The organism is Micromonospora rifamycinica, assembly GCF_900090265.1.
Classification (GTDB): Bacteria; Actinomycetota; Actinomycetes; order Mycobacteriales; family Micromonosporaceae; genus Micromonospora; species Micromonospora rifamycinica.
Genome location: NZ_LT607752.1, coordinates 5,895,946 through 5,915,009, shown reverse-complemented (window position 1 = coordinate 5,915,009; position 19,064 = coordinate 5,895,946). Strand labels below are relative to the sequence as shown.

Annotated in this window: 17 protein-coding genes and 2 pseudogenes; 3 read left to right on the top strand and 16 right to left on the bottom strand. The window is 72.3% G+C overall.

The window, feature by feature from the left end; all coding sequences use genetic code 11:
- Positions 1 to 73 precede the first annotated feature (73 nt).
- From GA0070623_RS31170 to hrcA, 7 genes and pseudogenes are all read right to left on the bottom strand, one after another.
- A pseudogene (locus GA0070623_RS31170) lies at positions 74 to 571 on the bottom strand (PhoH family protein); the annotation flags it as partial.
- A gap of 258 nt (positions 572 to 829) precedes the next feature.
- Positions 830 to 1,525: pseudogene (locus GA0070623_RS31165) on the bottom strand (PhoH family protein); the annotation flags it as partial.
- Between the two features lie 208 nt (positions 1,526 to 1,733).
- Positions 1,734 to 3,083: a serine hydrolase domain-containing protein gene (locus GA0070623_RS25055; protein WP_067307969.1), complete on the bottom strand. Its 1,350-nt coding sequence runs from the start codon at positions 3,081 to 3,083 to the stop codon at positions 1,734 to 1,736.
- A gap of 193 nt (positions 3,084 to 3,276) precedes the next feature.
- On the bottom strand, positions 3,277 to 3,636 hold the full coding sequence (locus tag GA0070623_RS25050; RefSeq protein ID WP_067307960.1) for a histidine triad nucleotide-binding protein: 360 nt from the start codon (positions 3,634 to 3,636) through the stop codon (positions 3,277 to 3,279).
- Between the two features lie 508 nt (positions 3,637 to 4,144).
- On the bottom strand, positions 4,145 to 4,879 hold the full coding sequence (locus GA0070623_RS25045; protein ID WP_067311258.1) for a 16S rRNA (uracil(1498)-N(3))-methyltransferase: 735 nt from the start codon (positions 4,877 to 4,879) through the stop codon (positions 4,145 to 4,147).
- 91 nt (positions 4,880 to 4,970) lie between these two features.
- Positions 4,971 to 6,116, bottom strand: coding sequence for a molecular chaperone DnaJ (gene dnaJ, locus GA0070623_RS25040; RefSeq protein WP_172898554.1), 1,146 nt, complete (start codon positions 6,114 to 6,116; stop codon positions 4,971 to 4,973).
- A 73-nt stretch (positions 6,117 to 6,189) separates the two neighbouring features.
- Positions 6,190 to 7,212: a heat-inducible transcriptional repressor HrcA gene (hrcA, locus tag GA0070623_RS25035; protein ID WP_067311251.1), complete on the bottom strand. Its 1,023-nt coding sequence runs from the start codon at positions 7,210 to 7,212 to the stop codon at positions 6,190 to 6,192.
- A 236-nt stretch (positions 7,213 to 7,448) separates the two neighbouring features.
- Between hrcA and GA0070623_RS25030 the strand changes: the two genes are divergently transcribed.
- Positions 7,449 to 8,051 (top strand): DUF4870 domain-containing protein, encoded by a 603-nt coding sequence (locus tag GA0070623_RS25030; protein ID WP_067311264.1) that lies wholly within the window; start codon positions 7,449 to 7,451, stop codon positions 8,049 to 8,051.
- 136 nt (positions 8,052 to 8,187) lie between these two features.
- On the opposite strand, the gene hemW is transcribed toward GA0070623_RS25030, so the two are convergent.
- Positions 8,188 to 9,411: a radical SAM family heme chaperone HemW gene (gene hemW, locus GA0070623_RS25025; protein ID WP_172898553.1), complete on the bottom strand. Its 1,224-nt coding sequence runs from the start codon at positions 9,409 to 9,411 to the stop codon at positions 8,188 to 8,190.
- A 19-nt stretch (positions 9,412 to 9,430) separates the two neighbouring features.
- Here hemW and GA0070623_RS25020 point away from each other — a divergent pair, with 19 nt between their 5' ends.
- Positions 9,431 to 10,213 (top strand): enoyl-CoA hydratase-related protein, encoded by a 783-nt coding sequence (locus GA0070623_RS25020; protein ID WP_067311245.1) that lies wholly within the window; start codon positions 9,431 to 9,433, stop codon positions 10,211 to 10,213.
- A gap of 96 nt (positions 10,214 to 10,309) precedes the next feature.
- On the top strand, positions 10,310 to 11,173 hold the full coding sequence (locus GA0070623_RS25015; RefSeq protein WP_067311242.1) for a hypothetical protein: 864 nt from the start codon (positions 10,310 to 10,312) through the stop codon (positions 11,171 to 11,173).
- A 99-nt stretch (positions 11,174 to 11,272) separates the two neighbouring features.
- Here the strand turns inward: GA0070623_RS25015 and GA0070623_RS25010 are convergent, their stop codons facing one another.
- The 8 genes from GA0070623_RS25010 to GA0070623_RS24975 all read right to left on the bottom strand — a co-directional run bounded on the left by GA0070623_RS25010 (position 11,273) and on the right by GA0070623_RS24975 (position 19,047).
- Positions 11,273 to 11,914: an MOSC domain-containing protein gene (locus GA0070623_RS25010; RefSeq protein WP_067311240.1), complete on the bottom strand. Its 642-nt coding sequence runs from the start codon at positions 11,912 to 11,914 to the stop codon at positions 11,273 to 11,275.
- Positions 11,915 to 12,033: 119 nt separating this feature from the next.
- The gene (locus GA0070623_RS25005; RefSeq protein WP_067311237.1) at positions 12,034 to 12,864 is read right to left on the bottom strand and encodes a carbohydrate ABC transporter permease; all 831 of its coding nucleotides are present in this window, start codon (positions 12,862 to 12,864) and stop codon (positions 12,034 to 12,036) included.
- A gap of 36 nt (positions 12,865 to 12,900) precedes the next feature.
- Positions 12,901 to 13,887, bottom strand: a complete 987-nt coding sequence (locus GA0070623_RS25000; protein WP_067311233.1) for a carbohydrate ABC transporter permease — start codon at positions 13,885 to 13,887, stop codon at positions 12,901 to 12,903.
- Positions 13,884 to 15,173 (bottom strand): sugar ABC transporter substrate-binding protein, encoded by a 1,290-nt coding sequence (locus GA0070623_RS24995; protein WP_067311230.1) that lies wholly within the window; start codon positions 15,171 to 15,173, stop codon positions 13,884 to 13,886. Before GA0070623_RS24995 ends, GA0070623_RS25000 begins: the two co-directional genes overlap by 4 nt.
- Positions 15,174 to 15,469: 296 nt before the next feature.
- Positions 15,470 to 15,757 carry a GlsB/YeaQ/YmgE family stress response membrane protein gene (locus tag GA0070623_RS24990; RefSeq protein WP_067311227.1) on the bottom strand — a complete coding sequence of 96 codons (288 nt, stop codon included), beginning with the start codon at positions 15,755 to 15,757 and terminating at the stop codon, positions 15,470 to 15,472.
- Positions 15,758 to 15,964: 207 nt separating this feature from the next.
- Positions 15,965 to 16,252: a GlsB/YeaQ/YmgE family stress response membrane protein gene (locus GA0070623_RS24985; RefSeq protein WP_067311224.1), complete on the bottom strand. Its 288-nt coding sequence runs from the start codon at positions 16,250 to 16,252 to the stop codon at positions 15,965 to 15,967.
- Positions 16,253 to 16,512: 260 nt separating this feature from the next.
- Complete coding sequence (gene lepA, locus GA0070623_RS24980) at positions 16,513 to 18,390, bottom strand: translation elongation factor 4 (RefSeq protein WP_067311222.1); 1,878 nt, start codon at positions 18,388 to 18,390, stop codon at positions 16,513 to 16,515.
- 120 nt (positions 18,391 to 18,510) lie between these two features.
- On the bottom strand, positions 18,511 to 19,047 hold the full coding sequence (locus tag GA0070623_RS24975; protein WP_067311219.1) for a DUF4240 domain-containing protein: 537 nt from the start codon (positions 19,045 to 19,047) through the stop codon (positions 18,511 to 18,513).
- Positions 19,048 to 19,064 lie beyond the last annotated feature (17 nt).

The window sequence follows — 19,064 nt, the reverse complement described above, 5'->3', positions numbered from 1 at the left end:
GACCGGGCGTGCGTCCCTCAGCCTCCCGCACCCGCCAGGTCGCCACCCCACCAAGTGACTGGACCAGGTAGACGACGTCGTCGCGCAACCGGGCCGACGTCGTCGAGTACTGCACCCGACAGGTGCGCCCCGCCTGGACGACCGGCCCCCCGTCGGTGTCCAGCAGCCCCTGCAGGACGGCCAGCCGCACGTCGACGCCGTTCTGCAGGTAGACGTCCGGCACGAACTTGGTCGCCGACTTCGCACCGGCTAGACCCAGTTCACGAAGGACGAGCGTCACCGGGTTGGCGACGATCACCCCGCCCCGGTGACCGTCGACGTGTCGGAGTACGTAGTCGTAGTCGTTCTTGCGCACCGGCTCGATGCCGGGCAGTGCCGCAGCGAGCGCGTCGGCCAGCTCCGGGTCGGCGGTGCTGAAGGCCGGGGTGGTCCGCGACGAGATGGCACCGTCGCCGAGCAGCAGACCGAGGGCGTACGGGTCGAGCGGCACCTCCTGCGACTCGAGCTGCACAGGTGCCACGACCGGAAGTTCGTACCGGCGGACGTGGCCCCGCCACTCCTTGCCGATCATCTCGCGCGTCTCGAGGGTGCGCCGACCGCCGCGCCGCTTGTCCTCCGGGGTGGCCACGGTCCAGAGGTGTTCACCGCAGCAGAGGGTGGAGGCACCGTCCTGGGTCGTGACCCGGTAGACCTGCTTGGGCCCCTGCGGATAGATGCCGATCACCGGCGTGGGCGTCCCATTCGAGCCGATGACCAGGTCACCGACCCGCAACGAACCGAACGGCTGGAAACCTTCCGGAGTCAGCACCCGTGCGTCGTACGGCTGCGCGCGACCCCGCATATAGGCCAGCGGCGCCACCTCGATGGTGCCGGCGGCCATCAGCTTCGGGATGGAATCCGGGTCGAGCATGTCGTGCAGCGCGTCGTAGAGCGGGCGCAGGTAGGGGTCGATCTTCTCGTTCAGGGTGCCCGGCAGGAAGCCCAGCCGCTCGCCGGCCTCGACCGCCGGGCGGGTCAGGATGATCCGGCTGACCTGCTTGGCCTGGAGCGCCTGGACGGCCTTCGCCATCGCCAGGTAGGTCTTGCCGGTGCCGGCCGGGCCGATGCCGAAGACGATCGTGTTCGCGTCGATCGAGTCGACGTAGGTCTTCTGCCCCAGCGTCTTGGGGCGGATGGTGCGCCCGCGCCGGGAGAGGATGTTGAGGGTGAGCACCTCGGCGGGCCGCTCGGTGCCGCCCTGTTCGAGCATGCCGACGGTACGCCGGACAGCGTCAGTGGTCAGGGTCTCGCCCTTCTCGATCAGTTCGAGCAGCTCGCCGAAGAGCCGCTCGGCGAGCGCGTTGTCCGCGGGCGCACCGGTGATGGTGATCTCGTTGCCGCGGACGTGCACGTCACTGGTGACCGAGCGTTCGACGAGTCGGAGGATCTCGTCGCCCGCGCCGAGCAGGTTGACCATGATCTTGGCGTCGGGGACCGTGATCCTGGTCTGCACCCGGGGCGGGCCGGGAGGTGGGGTGCCGGTCATAGATCGGGCCGTGGGGCCCTGCGCCACCTGCTTCCATCTCGCGCCGTGCCCTACTGGCGCGGCGTGCGGACGATACCCCCATCGTATCCGCTCCGCACCGGCGGCACCGTGTCCATTTCCCCGTCCAGCGGCCCGCCCAGTCGCCCCGCCTGCCCGGCCCACCTTCCCGGCCAGCCCGCCCGGCCCACCTGCCCGGCCCGCGGGGCCGTCAGACCCGGAAGTCGTACCGGTCGAAGGTCTCCTGACGGCGGGTGAAGCGGTAGGTCGCCCAGTGCATCCCGACCACCGTCCCGTCGGCGTCCCGGGTGAGCCGTAGCAGCTCCCCGGTCTCCCGCCCGGAGACGGTCCGGAACACGTCCGCCGAGCCGGGCACCGGTGCGAAGACCGCCGGCGGCCTGCCCGCCGGGTCGTCCGCTCCCCAGGCCCGCAACGCCCCGTCGTGCCAGGAGAAGACGTACTCGAAGCCCTCGCCCCACCACCGGCCGAGCAACCCGCGCAACGGTCCGGGCGCACCCGGACCGGGACGCCACGGAACGATGTCCGCCGGATCGTGCTCGGCGGCGGCGGCCAGCAGCCGGTGCGGCAGCTCCAACGCCTCGGCGGCGGTGCCCGAGGAGGCGAGCACCGCACAGCCCATCGCCCCCGCCGTACCGTCGCCGCCCCGCCGGCCGTAGACCCCGGCCAGGAAGCCGGGCATCGCCCCGTCGTGCCCCACGTGCACCACCCGCTCCGGGTACGGGACCAGGATCAGTCCCAGCCCGAAGCCCGCCGACCAGGCGGTCTCGTCGGTGGTGGTCACCGGCCAGCGCATCTCGTCCAGGGTGGTCGGGGCGAGCACCGCCCCGGTCGGGTCCAGCGCCGCCGGGTCGGCCAGGAACGCCGCCCACCGGGCCATGTCCGTGGCGGTGCTCCACAGCTGGGCGGCCGGGCCGACCGCACCGAAGTCGGTCGGCGGCTCCGGATGCGCCTCGTCGGAGTACGCGTCGACCAGGAATCCGGTCGCCGCCGACGGCCCCGGGTCGACCGAGGTGTCGGCCAGCCCCAGCGGGGTGAGCACCCGCTCGGCCAGCACCTCGGCCCAGGTCCCACCGCGCAGCACGCCGACCAGCCGGCCGAGCAGCGCCATCCCCAGGTTGGAGTAGTGGTAGCGACGGCCGGCGGGCAGCACCCGCTCGACCCGGGACAGGTCGGCGACCAGCTCGTCCAGCTGCGGCGCACGCAGGGTGTCCCAGACGTCGCCGTACGGCTCGCGTTGCAGCCCGGCGGTGTGCGACAGCAGCCGGCGTACCGTCAGCTCGCCGTGCGCCGGCAGCTCCAGGTGCCGGCCCAGCGGATCGTCCAGGTCGAGCAGGCCGGCGTCCCGGCACTGCATCACCAGCACCGACGTGAAGGTCTTGGTGACCGAGCCGATCCGGAACCGGGTCGCCGGGCCGAGCGCGGCGTCGGTGCCGGTCCCGCCCACCTGGTACGCCCAGAGCGGACGGTCGGCCCGGTGCAACGCCACCGCCAGGGCGGGCACCCTGGCCTGCGCCTGGACCCGCTGCACCATCCGCACCATCCGCTGGTGCACGCCCGGCCCGGCGACGTCCACTCCCGCCCCGGCGGTCACCCCGGATTCCGGGCCACCGGCCGTCACCTGCCCCGACCCTCGACCGTCACGTCCCCCGCCCGACCGGTCGTCACGTGCCCGCGCCCGGCGGGCGTCACGTGCCCGCGCCCGGCGATCTGCAGAGATCCCCGCCCGGCGGGGGTCACGCCAGGTCCCGGGCCAGCATCGGGCCGAGGGGGGCACCGCCGAGCAGGTGGGCGTGCACGTGGAAGACTTCTTGGCCGCCGTACGGGCCGGTGTTGAACATCAGTCGGAAGCCGTCGCCGGTCAGTCCCTCGTCCTCGGCCACCGCAGCGGCCGTGGCCAGCACTTCGCCGGCCAGCCCCGGGTCGCCCTGGGCGAGCGTCGCCACGTCGACGTAGTGCTCCTTGGGGATGATCAACACGTGCACCGGCGCCTTCGGGCCGATGTCGCGGAAGGCGAGGGTGGTGCCGGTCTCCCGGACGATGGTGGCCGGAATCTCCCCGGCGACAATGCGGCAGAACAGACAGTCGTCTCCCATCCACCCAGTCTAGGTACCACCTCCACTCCCCCCACTCCCCCACCCACACCCCTCCTCCCCCGGCCCCACCCCCTCCCCCTCCCTCCCCCGGCCCCACCCCATCCCCCTCCCTCCCCCGGCCCCACCCCATCCCCCTCGCCCTCCCTCCCCCGGCCCCGGCACGCCCCGCCCTCCCCTCCCCGCCCTCCCCTCCCCGGTGATCAAGAGGTTTACGTCAACCTCAAGCCCTCAGGACGACCCAAACCTCTTGATCACCGGGGCTACCTCGCGGCAGTCGGCGTCGATGGTTGGTGATCAAGAGATTTGGGGCGGAGTGGGCGTGGTGGGGTGACTTAAACCTCTTGATCACCGGGGAGGGCGGGGCCGGGCGGGGAGCCGGGCCAGGCGGGAGGAGCCGGGGCCGGGCCGGGAGATGGGGCCGGGCCGGGAGATGGGGCCGGGCCGGGAGATGGGGCCGGGCCGGGAGACGAGGCGAGGCCGGGCGGGGAGGAGCCGGGGGCGGGTGGGGTTACCAGCGGGAGAGGCGGGTGGCGAGGACGCTGAGGGCGGCTACGCCGGCGGTAGAGGTGCGCAGCACGGTCGGGCCGAGGCGTACCGGACGGGCACCGGCCTCGGTAAAGACGGCCAGTTCGGTCGGGGCGACGCCGCCTTCCGGGCCGACCACCAGGACGATCTCGCCGGTGGCCGGCAACTCGACCGTGGTGAGACGTTCGTCGGCCTCTTCGTGCAGCACGAACGCCGCTGCCGCCCCGGCGATCCGTCGGGCCACCACGGTGGTCGACTCGTCCGGTGCCCCGGCGATCACCGGCAGCCGTGCCCGACGGGCCTGCTTGGTCGCCTCCCGCGCCGTCGCCACCCACTTCGCCCGAGCCCGTACGCCCCGGTCACCGCGCCACTGCACCACCGAGCGGGACGCCGACCAGGGCACGATCTCGTCCACCCCCACCTCGGTCATCGCCTGTACCGCCAGCTCGCCCCGGTCGCCCTTGGCGATGCCCTGCACCACGACCAGCCGGGGGACGTCCGCGTCGACGTACCCCCGGGAGGTGACGGAGAGGTTGAGGGTGCCCCGGCCGACGGCGGTGACCACGGCGGCTGCGGTGCCGCCCCGACCGTCGGCGAGCAGCAGTTCCTCACCGACGTGCACCCGCTGCACGGTGGCGGCGTGATGCCCCTCGGGGCCGTCCAGGGTGAACTGGTCGGCGGCGGGCAGCGACTCGACCAGGAACAGTGACGCGGACACGACGGTCAGGCTAACCGGCCGGGGCGCACCCGGGTCGACCCGGCTCCGGGCCGGGCAGGCACGGCCGGGGCGCACCCGGAAACCGGAGCGGTCAGGCGTGGCCGTTGAAGGCGTCGCGCATCCGGGAGAAGAAGCCGCCCTGCTTGCTCAGCTCGGCGACCTCCTCGCCCCGGGTCTTGGCGAAGTCCCGCAGCATCTTCTCCTGGTCGGCGTCGAGCTTGGTGGGGGTCCGCACGTCGAGGTGGACGTAGAGGTCACCCCGGCCGGTGCCGCGCAGGTGCGGTACGCCCCGGGCGCGCAGCCGCAGTGTGCTGCCGGGCTGGGTGCCGGCCTTGACGTCGACGGTCTCCTCGCTGTCCAGCGTCTTGATGGTGAGCCGGGTGCCCAGCGCGGCGGCGGTCATCGGGACGGTGACCCGGCAGTGCAGGTCGTCGCCCTTGCGGGAGTAGACGTCGTGCGGGCGCTCGTGGATCTCGACGTACAGGTCACCGGCGGTGCCGCCGCCCGGGCCGACCTCGCCCTGCTGGGCCAGCCGGATCCGCATGCCGTCCTCGACCCCGGCCGGGATCTTGACGGTCAGCGAGCGGCGGGTCCGCACCCGGCCGTCGCCGGCGCAGGTGGGGCAGGGGTGCGGGATGGTGGTGCCGTAGCCCTGGCAGACGGTGCACGGCCGGGCCGAGACCACCTGGCCGAGGAAGGTGCGCTGCACCGATTGCACCTCGCCCCGGCCACCGCACGCCTCGCAGGTCGCCAGGTGGGTGCCGGCCGCGGCGCCCGCCCCGGAGCAGGTGGTGCAGAGCACGGCGGTGTCGACGGTGATCGGTGCCTCGACGCCGAAGGCGGTCTCGTGCAGGTCCAGTTCCAGCCGCAGGATCGCGTCGGCGCCCGGCCGGGTACGCGGGCGTGGACCCCGCGCGCCACCGGCCGCGCCGCCGAAGAAGGCGTCCATGATGTCCTGGAAGCCGACGAACGGTCCCGCCCCGCCGGGGCCACCGGGGCCGCCCGCGCCCCCGCCGCCCGGGGCGAGCGGGTCGCCGCCCAGGTCGACGATCTGCCGCTTCCGGTCGTCCGAGAGGACCTCGTACGCGGCGTTGATGTCCTTGAACTTCTCCTGTGCCTCCGGATCCGGATTGACGTCCGGGTGGAACTGCCGCGCCAGCTTGCGGTAGGCGCGCTTGATCTCGTCGTCGGAGGCTTCCCGGCTCACCCCGAGAATGCCGTAGTAGTCCCTGGCCACTGCGTTCCGTGTCCTCATGTTCGTCTCGCGTTGCGCCGGTCGGCGGCCGGAGCCGGCCGTCGGCCCTGACTGGTCAGTTCTGGGCCAGCAGCTCGCCCACGTAGCGTGCCACGGCACGCACCGTGGCGATGGTGCCGGGGTAGTCCATCCGGGTCGGGCCGAGCACGCCCAGCCCGCCGACGATGGTGCTGCCCGGGCCGTACCCGGTGCTGACCACCGAGGCGGCGCGGAGGTTGTCCACCTCATTCTCGTCGCCGATCAGTACCCGGGTGGTGCTCGGTTCCGCCTCGCCGATCAGCTTGAGCAGCACGACCTCCTCTTCGAGCGCCTCCAGGATGGGTCGCAGCGAGCCCTGGAAGTCGAGCAGGCCACCCCGGGTGAGGTTGGCGGTGCCGGCCAGCGCGAGCCGCTCCTCGGTGCGCTCCACCAGGGTTTCCAGCAGCACGGTGGAGAGGGTGGTCATCGCGCCGCGCAGGTGCGGCGCGCTCTCGTCGACCAGTGCCTGCACCAGCGGCGGAGTGTCGGACAACCGACTCCCGACCAGTTTTTCGTTGACCAGCCGGCGCAGGTCGGTGACGTCGTCGGCGGGAACCGGTGCGGGCAGCTCGACCAGCCGCTGCTCGACCCGCCCGGTGTCGGCGATCATGACCAGCATCAGCCGGGTGGTGGAGATCGGCACCAGTTCCAGGTGGCGCACCGACGACCGGGCCAGCGACGGGTACTGCACCACGGCGACCTGCCGGGTGAGCTGCGCCAGCAGGCGTACGGTGCGGTGCACCACGTCGTCCAGGTCGACCGCACCGACCAGGAAGCGCTCGATGGCCCGGCGCTCGGCCGGGCTGAGCGGCTTGACCCGGGAGAGCCGGTCGACGAAGAGGCGGTAGCCGCGGTCGGTGGGCACCCGGCCCGCGCTGGTGTGCGGCTGCCGGATGTAGCCCTCTTCCTCCAGCACCGCCATGTCGTTGCGGACGGTCGCCGGGGAGACCCCGAGCTGGTGCCGCTCGACCAGCGTCTTGCTGCCGACAGGCTCCTGCGTGGCGACGTAGTCCTCGACGATCGCCCGCAACACGGCCAGCTTGCGGTCGTCGAGACCCATCTCCCACCTCCTGGTGCACGTCGACCGGGGCAGCCGCTGCCCCGGCAACCGCTCTGGCACTCGACTGTAGCGAGTGCCAGTCTACGTCGGCAGTACCGCCGCCGCGATGATCAACGACGGACCGTCGGTCCGGCCGGCTCCGGCGGGCGGCCGGACCGGTCGCTGACCGAGCGTCGAGGCCAACGTCACCAGTGTCGCTCTGGTGCGCCCTTGCCGGCAGCCCCTACCGTGACGGCATGACTGAACCACCTCGCCCGCCCGGCGCGGGGGACGGCTTCCCGCCGGACCCGACCGCTGGCCAGGGCTCGCCATACGAGCCGCCCACCGCACCACTGTCCGGTGCTCCGGGGTCGGGCGGCTATCCCCCACCCGGGGGGTATCCCCCACCCCCCGGTGACCAGCCGCCGTCGGGCGGCTACGGCCCGCCGGGCGGCTACCCGCCGGCGGGTGGCGGATATCCGACCGCCGGCACGTACGGCGCACCGACCGGCGGGTACGCCAACAGCGAGGACAAGACCTGGGCGCTGGTCGCGCACTTCGGCGGGGCCGCCGGTGCGCTGATCAGCTTCGGCCCGCTCGGCTTCGTCGCCCCGCTGATCGCCTACCTGGTACGCGGGCAGCAGTCGCCCGCCGTCCGGGCGCAGGCGCTGGCCGCGCTGAACTTCCAGATCCTCTGGTCGATCATCGCGTTCGTGCTGCTCTTCGTGAGCTGGTGCCTGCTCTTCCTGCCCAGCATCGCGGTCGTGGTGATCCAGATCCTGTTCGGGATCATCGCCGGCATGAAGGCGAACGAGGGTCAGGCCTACCGCTACCCGATGTCCGCCAACTTCATCAAGTGAGCCCCGGCCGGCCGCTCCCCCGGCCGGCCGGGTACCGCCTGCGCGCCGGCCCCGGCCGGGGCCGGTGGTGCGGGTCGACGGGTGGCCGTCTCGCCGGGTCGGCCCGGTGTCGCCGCCGGCCGGTCCGGTGGCGCGCTCAGGGCAGCAGGTCGCGGACCACCGCGTCGGCCAGCAGCCGGCCACGCAGGGTGAGCACCGCCCGCCCCCGCGGGTAGGCCACCGGGTCCAGCAGCCCGGCGGCGAGCGCCCGGTCGGCACCGGCCCGGCCCGCGTCGTCCAGCGCGGCCAACGGCAGCCCGGACGCGAGCCGCAGCCGCAGCATCACGTCCTCCGTGTGCATCTCGTCCGGGGTGAGCACCTCGCGGGCCAGGCCGGGTGAGTGGCCGGCGGCGAGCCGCTGCGCGTACGTCGTGGGGTGCTTGACGTTCCACCAGCGCACCCCGCCGACGTGGCTGTGCGCCCCGGGGCCGAGGCCCCACCAGTCGGCGCCGGTCCAGTAGAGCAGGTTGTGCCGGCACCGGGCCGCCTCGGTGCGTGCCCAGTTGGACACCTCGTACCAGGAGAAGCCGGCGGCGTCGAGGGCGGCCTCCGCGGCCAGGTAGCGGTCCGCCGCCACGTCGTCGGAGGGGTACGGCAGCTCACCGCGCCGCATCCGGGCGGCCAGCCGGGTGCCGTCCTCCACGATCAGGGCGTACGCGCTGACGTGGTCGGCCCCGGCGGCGACCACCTGGTCGAGCGAGGCGGCGAAGTCCTCGGCGCGCTCCCCCGGCGTACCGTAGATCAGATCCAGGTTGACGTGGTCGAACCCGGCGTCACGGGCCTCCCGGGCGGCCTCGGCGGCCCGCCCGGGGCGGTGGGTGCGGTCGAGGACCGCGAGCACTCCGGCGGCGGCGGACTGCATGCCGAGCGAGATCCGGGTGTAGCCGGCGGCCCGCAGGGTCTTCAGCGATCCGGGGGTGACCGACTCGGGGTTGGCCTCGGTGGTCACCTCGGCGTCGGCGGCCAGCCCCCAGGTGCGGTCGATGCCGTCGAGCAGCCGGGCCAGGTCGTCGGCGGGCAGCAGGGTCGGGGTGCCGCCGCCGACGAAGACCGTGTCGACCCGGGGCGGCGGGGTGTCGCCGAGCACCCGGGCGGCGAGCGCCAGCTCGGCCAGCACCGTGTCGGCGTACGACTCCCGGCCGACGCCCCCGCCCAGCTCGGCGGCCGTGTAGGTGTTGAAGTCGCAGTAGCCGCAGCGGCTGGCGCAGAACGGCACGTGCAGGTAGACACCGAAACCGCGCTCACCGACGGCCCGCAGCGCGGTGCCGGGCAGCGCACCGTCGACGGGAACGGTCTCACCATCTGGAAGGACGCCGGGCATGGCCACTAGTGTGCCCGGCATGACCTCTCCCGACCGACTCGTGCGGGTCGCCACGGCCCGTGGGGTGACCACGCTCACCCTGGACAGCCCGCACAACCGCAACGCGCTGTCCACCGCGCTGATGACCGAGCTGCTGGCCGGGATCGCCACGGCGGTCGCCGACGACGCGGTCCGGATGGTCGTGCTGGACCACACCGGCCCGGTCTTCTGCTCCGGGGCCGACCTGAAGGAGACGGCGGCCGCGTACGCCAGCGGGTCGGTACCGGCCGGGATGCTCGGTGACGTGCTGGTGGCGGTCCGGGAGTGCCCGAAGCCGGTGCTCGCGCGGGTGGCCGGGCCGGCACGGGCCGGCGGGCTGGGCCTGATCGCGGCGGCCGACCTGGCGGTCTGCGCCCAGGAGGCGACGTTCGCCTTCACCGAGGTGCGGATCGGGGTGATCCCGGCGGTGATCTCGGCGACCGTGCTGCCCCGGCTGCACCCCCGGGCCGCCGCCGAGCTCTACCTGACCGGCGACACCTTCGACGGCCGGCGGGCCGCCGAGGTGGGCCTGGTGACCGCCGCCGTGCCGGCCGACGAGCTGGACGCGGCGGTGGCCCGGTACTGCGCCTCGCTGGTCCGGGGAGCGCCGGGGGCGCTGGCGGGGACGAAGGAGCTGCTACGCCGGCCGGCCGCCACCGACCTGCGCGCGGAGGTCGCCGAGCTGTCCGCCCGGTCCACCGGTTACTTCCTGTCGGCTGAGGGCCGGGAGGGGGTGGCGGCGTTCCGGGAGAAGCGGGACGCGGCCTGGGTGCCCCGGGAATGACCTGGTTTCTTCCGATTCCGCGCGGGAACGTGAACCGGTCGACCGACCCGGGAGCGCGACTCGGCGACGTACGCTAGGCGAACGCCGAAACAGGAGGTGCGGGTGCGGACGCGGACATTCGTGGCAGCCGGTGTCGTGGTGGCGTTGTTCGCCATCGTCGGAGGCTGGGGAGTCCGACAGCTCGACGGGGAGCTGCGGCTTCCTCTCGCGGGCCGTAGCTGCACCGTCCAGGCCGACGGCACCGTCCGGTTGGACGCCGAGCAGATGGCCAACGCGGCCACCATCGCCGCGATCGGCATGCAGCGGCAGATGCCCGAGCAGGCCGTGGTGGTCGCCCTGGCCACCGCGTACCAGGAGTCGGGGCTGCGTAACCTCGCCCACGGTGACCGGGACTCGCTCGGCCTGTTCCAGCAGCGCCCCAGCCAGGGCTGGGGCACCCCGGACCAGATCCGCGACGAACGGTACGCGGCGAAGCGGTTCTACCAGGCGTTGAAGAAGGTCCGTGGCTGGGAGCGGATGGAGGTCACCGACGCCGCCCAGGCGGTGCAGCGGTCGGCGTACCCGAAGGCGTACCAGAAGTGGGCGGACGAGTCCCAGGTGCTGGCCCGGGCACTGCTCGGCGAGGCGACCGGCGCGGTGGCCTGCACGGTCGGGCGTACCCCGGTGATGCGCGGGCAGGCGGCGGCGGCCGAGCTGACCCGCGGCCTCACCCTGGACTGGGGGTTGCCCGACGCCGGTGTGGTGGCCGAGCTGACCGACGTGACGGTGCCCGCGACGGACGCCCGCGACGGCTGGCGGTACGCGCACTGGCTGGTCTCGCACGCCCCCGACCACGGGGTGAAGCGGGTCCGCTTCGACGGCCTGGAGTGGAGCGCCGACAACGGCCGGTGGGCGAAGGTGTCCGACGACCGGCCCACCGGCGCCCGGGTGCTGGCCGAGGTCTTCGCCGACCCGGCCTGAAACCGGCGGCGCTCCTGAGGCCGGCGGTTTTCCTGAAGCCGGCGGTTTTCCTGAAGCCGGCGGCGGGCCTGAGCCCGGTGGCGGGCCGGTGCGGTGTGGTCAGCCGGGGGCCTTCAACCGGCGGCGGACCTTGTCCATCGTCGGCCCGGGCAGCTCGTCGGCGGTGAGCAGCCGGGGCAGCAGCTCCGGCTCCAGGCTCATCGCCCGGAACACCTCGCCGACGGTCACCCCGTGCGCCGGGCGGTCCACCACCTCGACCGGATCCCCGGCGGTGACCACGCCCGCCCGCAGCACCCGCAGGTACGCTCCCGGCCTGGCCCCGACGGTGAACCGCCTGATCAGGTCGGGCACCCCCCAGAAGCCGGCGAAGGTGGTGCACGGGGTACGCGGCTTGGTCACCTGGAGCAGCGTCGACCCGACCGCCCAGCGTTCACCGATCACCGCGTCGGTCACGTCCACCGCCCAGGTGGTCAGGTTCTCCCCGAACCCGCCGGGGCGGACGTCGCGGCCCAGCTCGGCCGCCCACCACCGCGCGTCCTCCTGCGCGTAGGCGTAGACCGCCTGGTCGGGGCCGCCGTGGTGGGCACGCTCGCCGATGAAGTCACCGGCCACGCCGTCGGCGCGCACCGACACCGGGCCGTCGACCGGCCGTTTGTCGATGCCGCTGCGCCCGCTCGCGGCGCCCGCCCACCGCGCCTCGGTCACCACGCCGATATTCACCGCCGCCACCCTGCCCGTCATGATCTCAGCCTACGACCCCCGGCGGTCGGCCGCCGTGCGCCTCAGCCCTCGACGGCGTCGGCCAGCAGGCCGGTGGCCACCTCAGCCCTTGACGGCGCGCCACCAGGCCGGTGGCCATCTCAGCCCTTGACGGCGCCGGCCACCAGGCCGGTGACCATCCGCCGCTGGACCAGCAGGAAGAAGACGATCACCGGCAGGGTGAACAGGGTGGAGGCCGCCATCACCGAACCCCAGGCGGTGTCGTCCCGGCCGAAGAAGAACGTCATCGCCACCGGCAGGGTGTACCGGCTCTGGTCGTTGACGAAGGTCAGCGCGAAGATCAGCTCGTTCCAGGCGGTGATGAAGGAGAAGATGCTGGTCGCCACCAGTCCGGGCGCGACCAGCGGAAAGAGGACCTTCCGGAAGATCTGCGACCGGCTCGCCCCGTCGATCGCGGCGGCCTCCTCCAGTTCCTTCGGCACCGCCGCGACGAAGCCGCGCAGCATCCACACCGCGAACGGCAGCGAGAAGCCCAGGTAGGTCAGGACCAGGCTGGGCAGGGTGTTGTAGAGGCCGAGCCGCTGGATCATCAGGAACAGCGGGATGACCAGCGCCTCCAGCGGGATCATCTGGACCACCAGCAGCATGATCAGGAAGCTGGTCCGCAGCCGGAACCGGAACCGGGCCACCGCCGTCGCCGCCAGCAGCGCGACCAGGCCGCTGAGCAGGACGGTGCTCACCGCCACCAGCACGCTGTTGCCGAAGAAGTCGGCGAAGGTCACGCCGGGGATCAGGTTGCCGGTGAGGATCTCCCGGTAGTGCTCCAGGGTGGGGTGCGCCGGCACCGGCCGGGGGGTGGCCGAGAAGATCTCCCGGTTCGGCTTCAGCGAGGTGGCGACCATCCAGTAGACCGGGAACGCGGCGAACAGCGCCACCAGCAGGCCGGCGCCGTTGAGGGCGACCTTCTTCACGACCCGTCCTCCTTCTTCACGGCCCGTCCTCCTTCTTCACGGCCCGTCCTCCTGCCTGAGCACCATCCGGACGTAGAGGCCGGTCACCAGCAGCAGGATCAGCGTGAGGATGACCGCGATGGCCGAACCCACGCCGTACCTGGGCGGCGGCGAGAACGCCTCGGCGTACGAGTAGAGGGAGAGCATGAACGTCGGCCGGTCCTGGGTGCCGCCGGCCAGCACGAACTGCTGGGTGAAGACCTTGAAGTCCCAGATCGTGGAGAGCACCACGAGGATGCCGAAGACCGGTCGCAGCAACGGGAAGGTGATCTTCCAGAACACCGTCCACGGCCCGGCCCCGTCGACCCGGGCCGCCTCGTGCAGCTCGTCCGGCACGCTCTTGAGCCCGGCGAGCACGCTCACCGCGATGAACGGGAACGAGTGCCAGACCACCACCAGGGTCAGGATCGCGAAGAACAGCAGCGGCGCGTTGAACCAGCCGTAGCCGGACCAGTCGGTGCGGCCGAAGAGCGCCTGCGACGTCCTGTCCGGCAGGGCGTTGAACGCCCAGGTGACCAGGCCGGAGGTGTCATCGAAGATCCACTTCCAGACGATGGTGCCGGTCAGCGCCGGGGTGGCCCAGGCCAGCATCACGCAGCTGGCCACGAAGGTGGCCATCCGGCGGCCGAGCCGGTGCAGCAGCAGCCCGACCAGGGTGCCCAGCACCATCGTCAGCAGCACGTTCGCCGCCGCGAAGAGCACCGTGTTACGCAGCACCGTACGGAAGAACGGGTCACCGAGGATCTGGGTGTAGTTGGCCCACCCGACGAACGGCCACTCCCGGTCGCCGCGCAGCTGCCGGACGTTGTCCAGCTTGAAGAACGACATCACCACCACCTGGCCCAACGGCCAGAGCAGCAGCACCCCGACCACCACCAGGCAGGGCAGCAGGAGCAGGTACGGCAGGCGGTCCACCCGGGACCGCCGCCGCGCGGGGGTCTCCCGCGCGGCGTCCGTCCGGGTGCGCTCGGTCAGGGTGCTCACTTGGCGTTGAGGATGCTTTCCATCTCGGCGGCGGCGTCGGCGGTGGCCCGCTCGACCGACTTCTGCCCCTTGATCACCGAGCTGTTCATCGCCTGGGTGACCGTCCTGGTCCGACTGACCTCCACCCACTTCGGGGTCAGCGGGGTCACCCGGGTGCGCTGCATGGTGCTGGCGAACGCCGCCATCAGCTTGTCGTCGGCGTAGCTCCCGCCCCGTACCAGGTCGGCATAGACCGGGAAGAATCCCAGGCTGCTGGCGAAGGTCTGGGCGTTCTTCTTGTTCAGCAGCACGGTCAGGTAGTCCCAGGCCAGATCCTGCCGCTTGCTGTCCCGCCAGAGGGCGAGGTCGGAGCCACCGGCGAAGGCCGGGGCCGGCTCGCCGTCCGGGCCGGGGATCGGGAACGTGCCCCAGACCTTCTCGATCTCGGGGTTGTCCTTCTTGATCGCACCGGCCTGCCAGCTACCGGCGAAGGCCATCGCCGCCTTGCCGGTGGCGAACTGGGTCCGCGCGTCGATCTCGTTCCAGCCGGCGGCGGCGGGCGGGGCGACCTTGTGCACGGTCACCAGGTCGGTCCAGAACTTCACCGCCCGCTGCGCCTGCGGGCTGGTGTAACCGGACTTCCAGGTGCCGCCCTGGTCGGTGGCGATCTCGCCGCCGGCGCCCCAGAGGAAGGAGTAGAACGGCAGCTCGGAGTTGCCGGGCAGGGCGATGCCGTAGGTGCCGGGCTTGCTGGCCTGCACCGCCTTGGCGACCGAGACCAGCTCGTCCCAGGTCTTCGGCGGCTGCACGCCGGCCTCGGCGAACCAGTCGGTGCGGTAGTAGACGGCACGCACGCCGGCGTACCAGGGGACGCCGTACTGCTTGCCGTCGAGCTGGGCGTTGCGCACCAGGTCGGGCAGGACGTCCTTGCCCTCGGCCCAGCTGCCGAAGCGGCCGGAGACGTCGGCGAGCGCCTCCTGGGCCGCCCAGCCCTGGGTCTCGGTGTTGCCCAGCTCGGTGACGTCCGGGCCGTCGCCGCCGGCGAGCGCCGCCTGGAACTTCTTCGGCGCTTCCAACCAGGGGACGTACTGGACCACCACGTCGGTGTCGGGGTGCCGCTGCCGGAACTCGGTCTCCACGTCGTCGAGGAACGACGTCTGGGCGGCGCTGCCCTCGCCCATCATCCAGACCGTCAGCTTGCTGTCGTCGGCGGCCTCGTCGTCGCCGGAACCACCGCAACCGGCGAGCACCATCGCGGCCGAGGCCACGACGGCGGTGACCGGAGCCAGCCGTTTCCACCTGTTCACGCCACTTCTCCCTCGCACCGTCCGGCACTAACCTTCTCAGCCGCACCCTAGTAGGAAAATTTCCTTTACGACAGGGGGTGGTGCCCGTCCGGCTACGGACCGTTGCCGGCCGCCGCTGACGCCCGCCGGGAGCGTCCGGCGAGGCGACGGTATCGCAGCCGGGGGTCGCTCAGGCAGCCCCGCCAGAGCCGGTCGGACCCGGCAGCCGGACGCGGACGAGCGGATGCCCGCCCCCGAACCGGGGGCGGGCATCCGCTGGGTGGTACGTGGCGGCCGGTCAGCGACCGGCGGGCGGGTCAGCGGTGGCTGACACCCCGACGCCGGCCCACGCCGGCCACCAGGGCCACCGCGATCGCGGCGAGGACGACCTGCACCAGCAGCTCGGCCCAGTCGATCCCGGCGGTGACGGTCGCGATGCCCATCGCCCGCGCCAGCACGGTGCCCAGCAGCGCGGCGCCCACGCCGATCAGCAGGTGCATCCAGATCGGCATGTTCTGCCGACCCGGCACGACCAGGCGGCCCAGCGCGCCGACGATGAGGCCGACGACGAGCGCGGTGATGATGCCCCAGACGGTGAACTCCACGACCGTCCTCCTTCTCTCGATATGTCATTCGGTGAGTTGTTGGTGCTGTGGTGATCGTTAGGTTCCCGAAGCGGAGAATTTCCAAACCGGCTCGGATAACGATCCGGTCGAGATCGTCAGGCGCCGGCCGGCACCCGGGCGCGGACGCGGACGGGCGCCCGACCCCGAGGGGTGCGGGCGCCCGCTGAGCGGATGCGGTACGACTGGTCAGCGGTGGCTGACGCCGCGGCGGCGACCCACGCCGGCCACCAGGGCCACGGCGATGGCGGCGAGGACGACCTGCACCAGCAGCTCGGTCCAGTCGATGCCGGCGGTCTCCGTGGCGATGCCCATCGCCCGGGCCAGCACGGTGCCCAGCAGGGCGGCGCCCACGCCGATCAGCATGTGCAGCCAGATCGGCATGTTCTGGCGGCCCGGCACGACCAGACGGCCCAGAGCGCCGACGATGAGACCAACAACGAGCGCGGTGATGATGCCCCAGACGGTGAACTCCACGGTCGCCCTCCTCCTGAAGATTGAGTCACACGGTATGTGTGGTTCCTGTCGTGACAGCTAGGTTCCCGACCCGCCGGAAAACCAAACCGACTCAGCACCACCCATGTCGCCGCACGTCGATCCGACACCGCTGCGTCGGTTCGCCGCACGTTGATTTCCGCGCAGCTCAGAAGGCCCACACCGGCCCGCGCGCAGCGCCACGGCGGGCAGCGAAATTCATCCGTACGACACCGGGCAGGCGCGTGCCGACGGCCGGCCTGCTACTTCTTGCCGGCCGGCTTGGCGTCGCCGGAGTCCGAGGAGAGCGCGGCGATGAAGGCCTCCTGGGGCACCTCCACCCGGCCCACCATCTTCATCCGCTTCTTGCCCTCCTTCTGCTTCTCCAGCAGCTTGCGCTTACGGCTGATGTCACCGCCGTAGCACTTGGCGAGCACGTCCTTGCGGATGGCGCGGATGGTCTCCCGGGCGATCACCCGGCTGCCGATCGCCGCCTGGATCGGCACCTCGAACTGCTGGCGCGGGATCAGGTTGCGCAGCTTCGCCGCGATCGTCGTGCCGTAGGTGTACGCCTTGTCCTTGTGCACGATCGCGCTGAACGCGTCCACCGGCTCGCCGTGCAGCAGGATGTCCACCTTGACCAGGTCGGACGCCTGCTCGCCGGAGGGCTCGTAGTCCAGCGAGGCGTAGCCCTTGGTACGGCTCTTGAGCTGGTCGAAGAAGTCGTAGATGATCTCGGCGAGCGGGAGGGTGTAGCGCAGCTCCACCCGGTCGGCCGAGAGGTAGTCCATCCCGAGCAGGCTGCCCCGCCGGCCCTGGCACAGCTCCATCACCGCGCCGACGTAGTCGTTCGGGGTGAGTACGGTGGCCCGCACGATCGGTTCGTACACCTCGGCGATCTTGCCGGTGGGGTACTCGCTCGGGTTGGTCACCACGATCTCCTGGCCGTCGTCGGTGATGGCCCGGTAGACCACGTTCGGCGCGGTGGAGATCAGGTCGAGGTTGTACTCCCGCTCCAGCCGCTCCCGGATGATCTCCAGGTGCAGCAGGCCGAGGAAGCCGCAGCGGAAGCCGAAGCCGAGCGCCCCGGAGGTCTCCGGCTCGTAGTCGAGCGCGGCGTCGTTGAGCTTGAGCTTGTCCAGCGCCTCGCGCAGGTTGGGATAGTCCGAACCGTCGATCGGGTAGAGGCCGGAGTAGACCATCGGCCTCGGGTCCTTGTAACCGCCGAGCGCCTCGGTCGCCGGCCGGGCGTTGATGGTGACGGTGTCACCGACCCGGGACTGGCGGACGTCCTTCACGCCGGTGATCAGGTAGCCCACCTCGCCGACACCGAGCGCGTCGGCCTTGACCATCTCGGGGGAGATGACCCCGATCTCCAGCAGCTCGTGCACGGCGGCGGTGGACATCATCTTGATCCGGTCCCGGGCGCCGATCCGGCCGTCGATGACCCGGACGTAGGTGACCACGCCCCGGTAGACGTCGTACACCGAATCGAAGATCATCGCGCGGGCCGGGGCGTCGGCGTCACCGACCGGCGGGACGAACTGCCGGACGATCTCGTCGAGCAGGTACGGCACCCCGTCGCCGGTCTTGCCGGAGACCCTGATGCAGTCGGCCGGGTCGCCGCCGATCAGGTGGGCCAGCTCCTCGGCGTACTTCTCCGGCTGGGCCGCCGGCAGGTCGATCTTGTTGAGCACCGGGATGATCCGGAGATCGTTCTCCAGCGCGAGGTAGAGGTTGGCCAGCGTCTGCGCCTCGATGCCCTGGGCGGCGTCGACCAGCAGCAACGCCCCCTCGCAGGCGGCCAGCGACCGGGAGACCTCGTAGGTGAAGTCGACGTGGCCGGGGGTGTCGATCATGTTGAGGACGGCCTGCTCACCGGCCCGCTCGCCCTCCCGGATCGTCCACGGCATCCGGACGGCCTGACTCTTGATGGTGATGCCGCGCTCGCGCTCGATGTCCATCCGGTCGAGGTACTGCGCACGCATCTGTCGCGGGTCGACCACACCGGTGAGCTGCAACATCCGGTCAGCCAGGGTCGACTTGCCGTGGTCGATGTGAGCGATGATGCAGAAGTTCCGGATGCGCGCCGGGTCGGTGGCACCAGGAGCGTTCGCGCCGGGATCGAGCGTCGGTGGCACAGCGGTCCGTTCTGGTCGGCTGACGTGGACGGGCCGGCACGCCGCCGGCCCCCTCTATGCTCCCACGTCGCTCCGGAACCGGTCCGGTCACTCCTCGGGTGGCTCGACGTGCCGGGTGGCTCACTCCTCGGGTGGCTCGACGAAGAGGGCGGCGAGCTTCGGCAACCGGCGGCGGGCCTCCTCCTCGTCGTCGAAGTCCCAGAAGTCGTTGAGGTCGGGCACCGGCACCCGGTCCCGTTCCGCCGGCAGGTCGGTCGCGGTGGCCTTCCGGTACGCCTCCCACGGCACCGCCAGCATGTCCTCGCACTCGAACTCCTCGCCGCTGAGCGCGGCCGACCGGACCCGGGGCAGCTCCGCCAACGAGTCGGGGGCCGCCACCGCGGCGGCGAAGACCGCCCGCCCCTGGGTCATCAGCCAGCCCCGGAAATACTCGAACCCGTCGTCGGAGGCGCCCCCGTTGATCAGGTAGGCCGCCCCCCACAGGTCGACCCGGTAGGACGCCGCCAGCACCCGCTGCTGGTGGTGCGCGTATCCGACGATGTCCTCGGGGGCGCGCTCGGCGAGCAGGGCGACCGCACGGGCGGCGACCGCGTCCGCCTCTCCCCCGGCCCCGCTGCGGGCCTGGTCGATCAACTGCCAGAAGTCATCGGTCCTCATGGCCCCGCAGTCTCCCA

Bases quoted from the DNA above. Each gene is read 5' to 3' on its own strand.
- GA0070623_RS24975 (WP_067311219.1), bottom strand. From the start codon at position 19,047: ATGAGGACCGATGACTTCTGGCAGTTGATCGACCAGGCCCGCAGCGGG.
- GA0070623_RS25055 (WP_067307969.1), bottom strand. From the start codon at position 3,083: ATGGTGCGGATGGTGCAGCGGGTCCAGGCGCAGGCCAGGGTGCCCGCC.
- GA0070623_RS25050 (WP_067307960.1), bottom strand. From the start codon at position 3,636: ATGGGAGACGACTGTCTGTTCTGCCGCATTGTCGCCGGGGAGATTCCG.
- GA0070623_RS25020 (WP_067311245.1), top strand. From the start codon at position 9,431: ATGACCTCTCCCGACCGACTCGTGCGGGTCGCCACGGCCCGTGGGGTG.
- hemW (WP_172898553.1), bottom strand. From the start codon at position 9,411: ATGCCCGGCGTCCTTCCAGATGGTGAGACCGTTCCCGTCGACGGTGCG.
- GA0070623_RS25030 (WP_067311264.1), top strand. From the start codon at position 7,449: ATGACTGAACCACCTCGCCCGCCCGGCGCGGGGGACGGCTTCCCGCCG.
- GA0070623_RS25010 (WP_067311240.1), bottom strand. From the start codon at position 11,914: ATGACGGGCAGGGTGGCGGCGGTGAATATCGGCGTGGTGACCGAGGCG.
- hrcA (WP_067311251.1), bottom strand. From the start codon at position 7,212: ATGGGTCTCGACGACCGCAAGCTGGCCGTGTTGCGGGCGATCGTCGAG.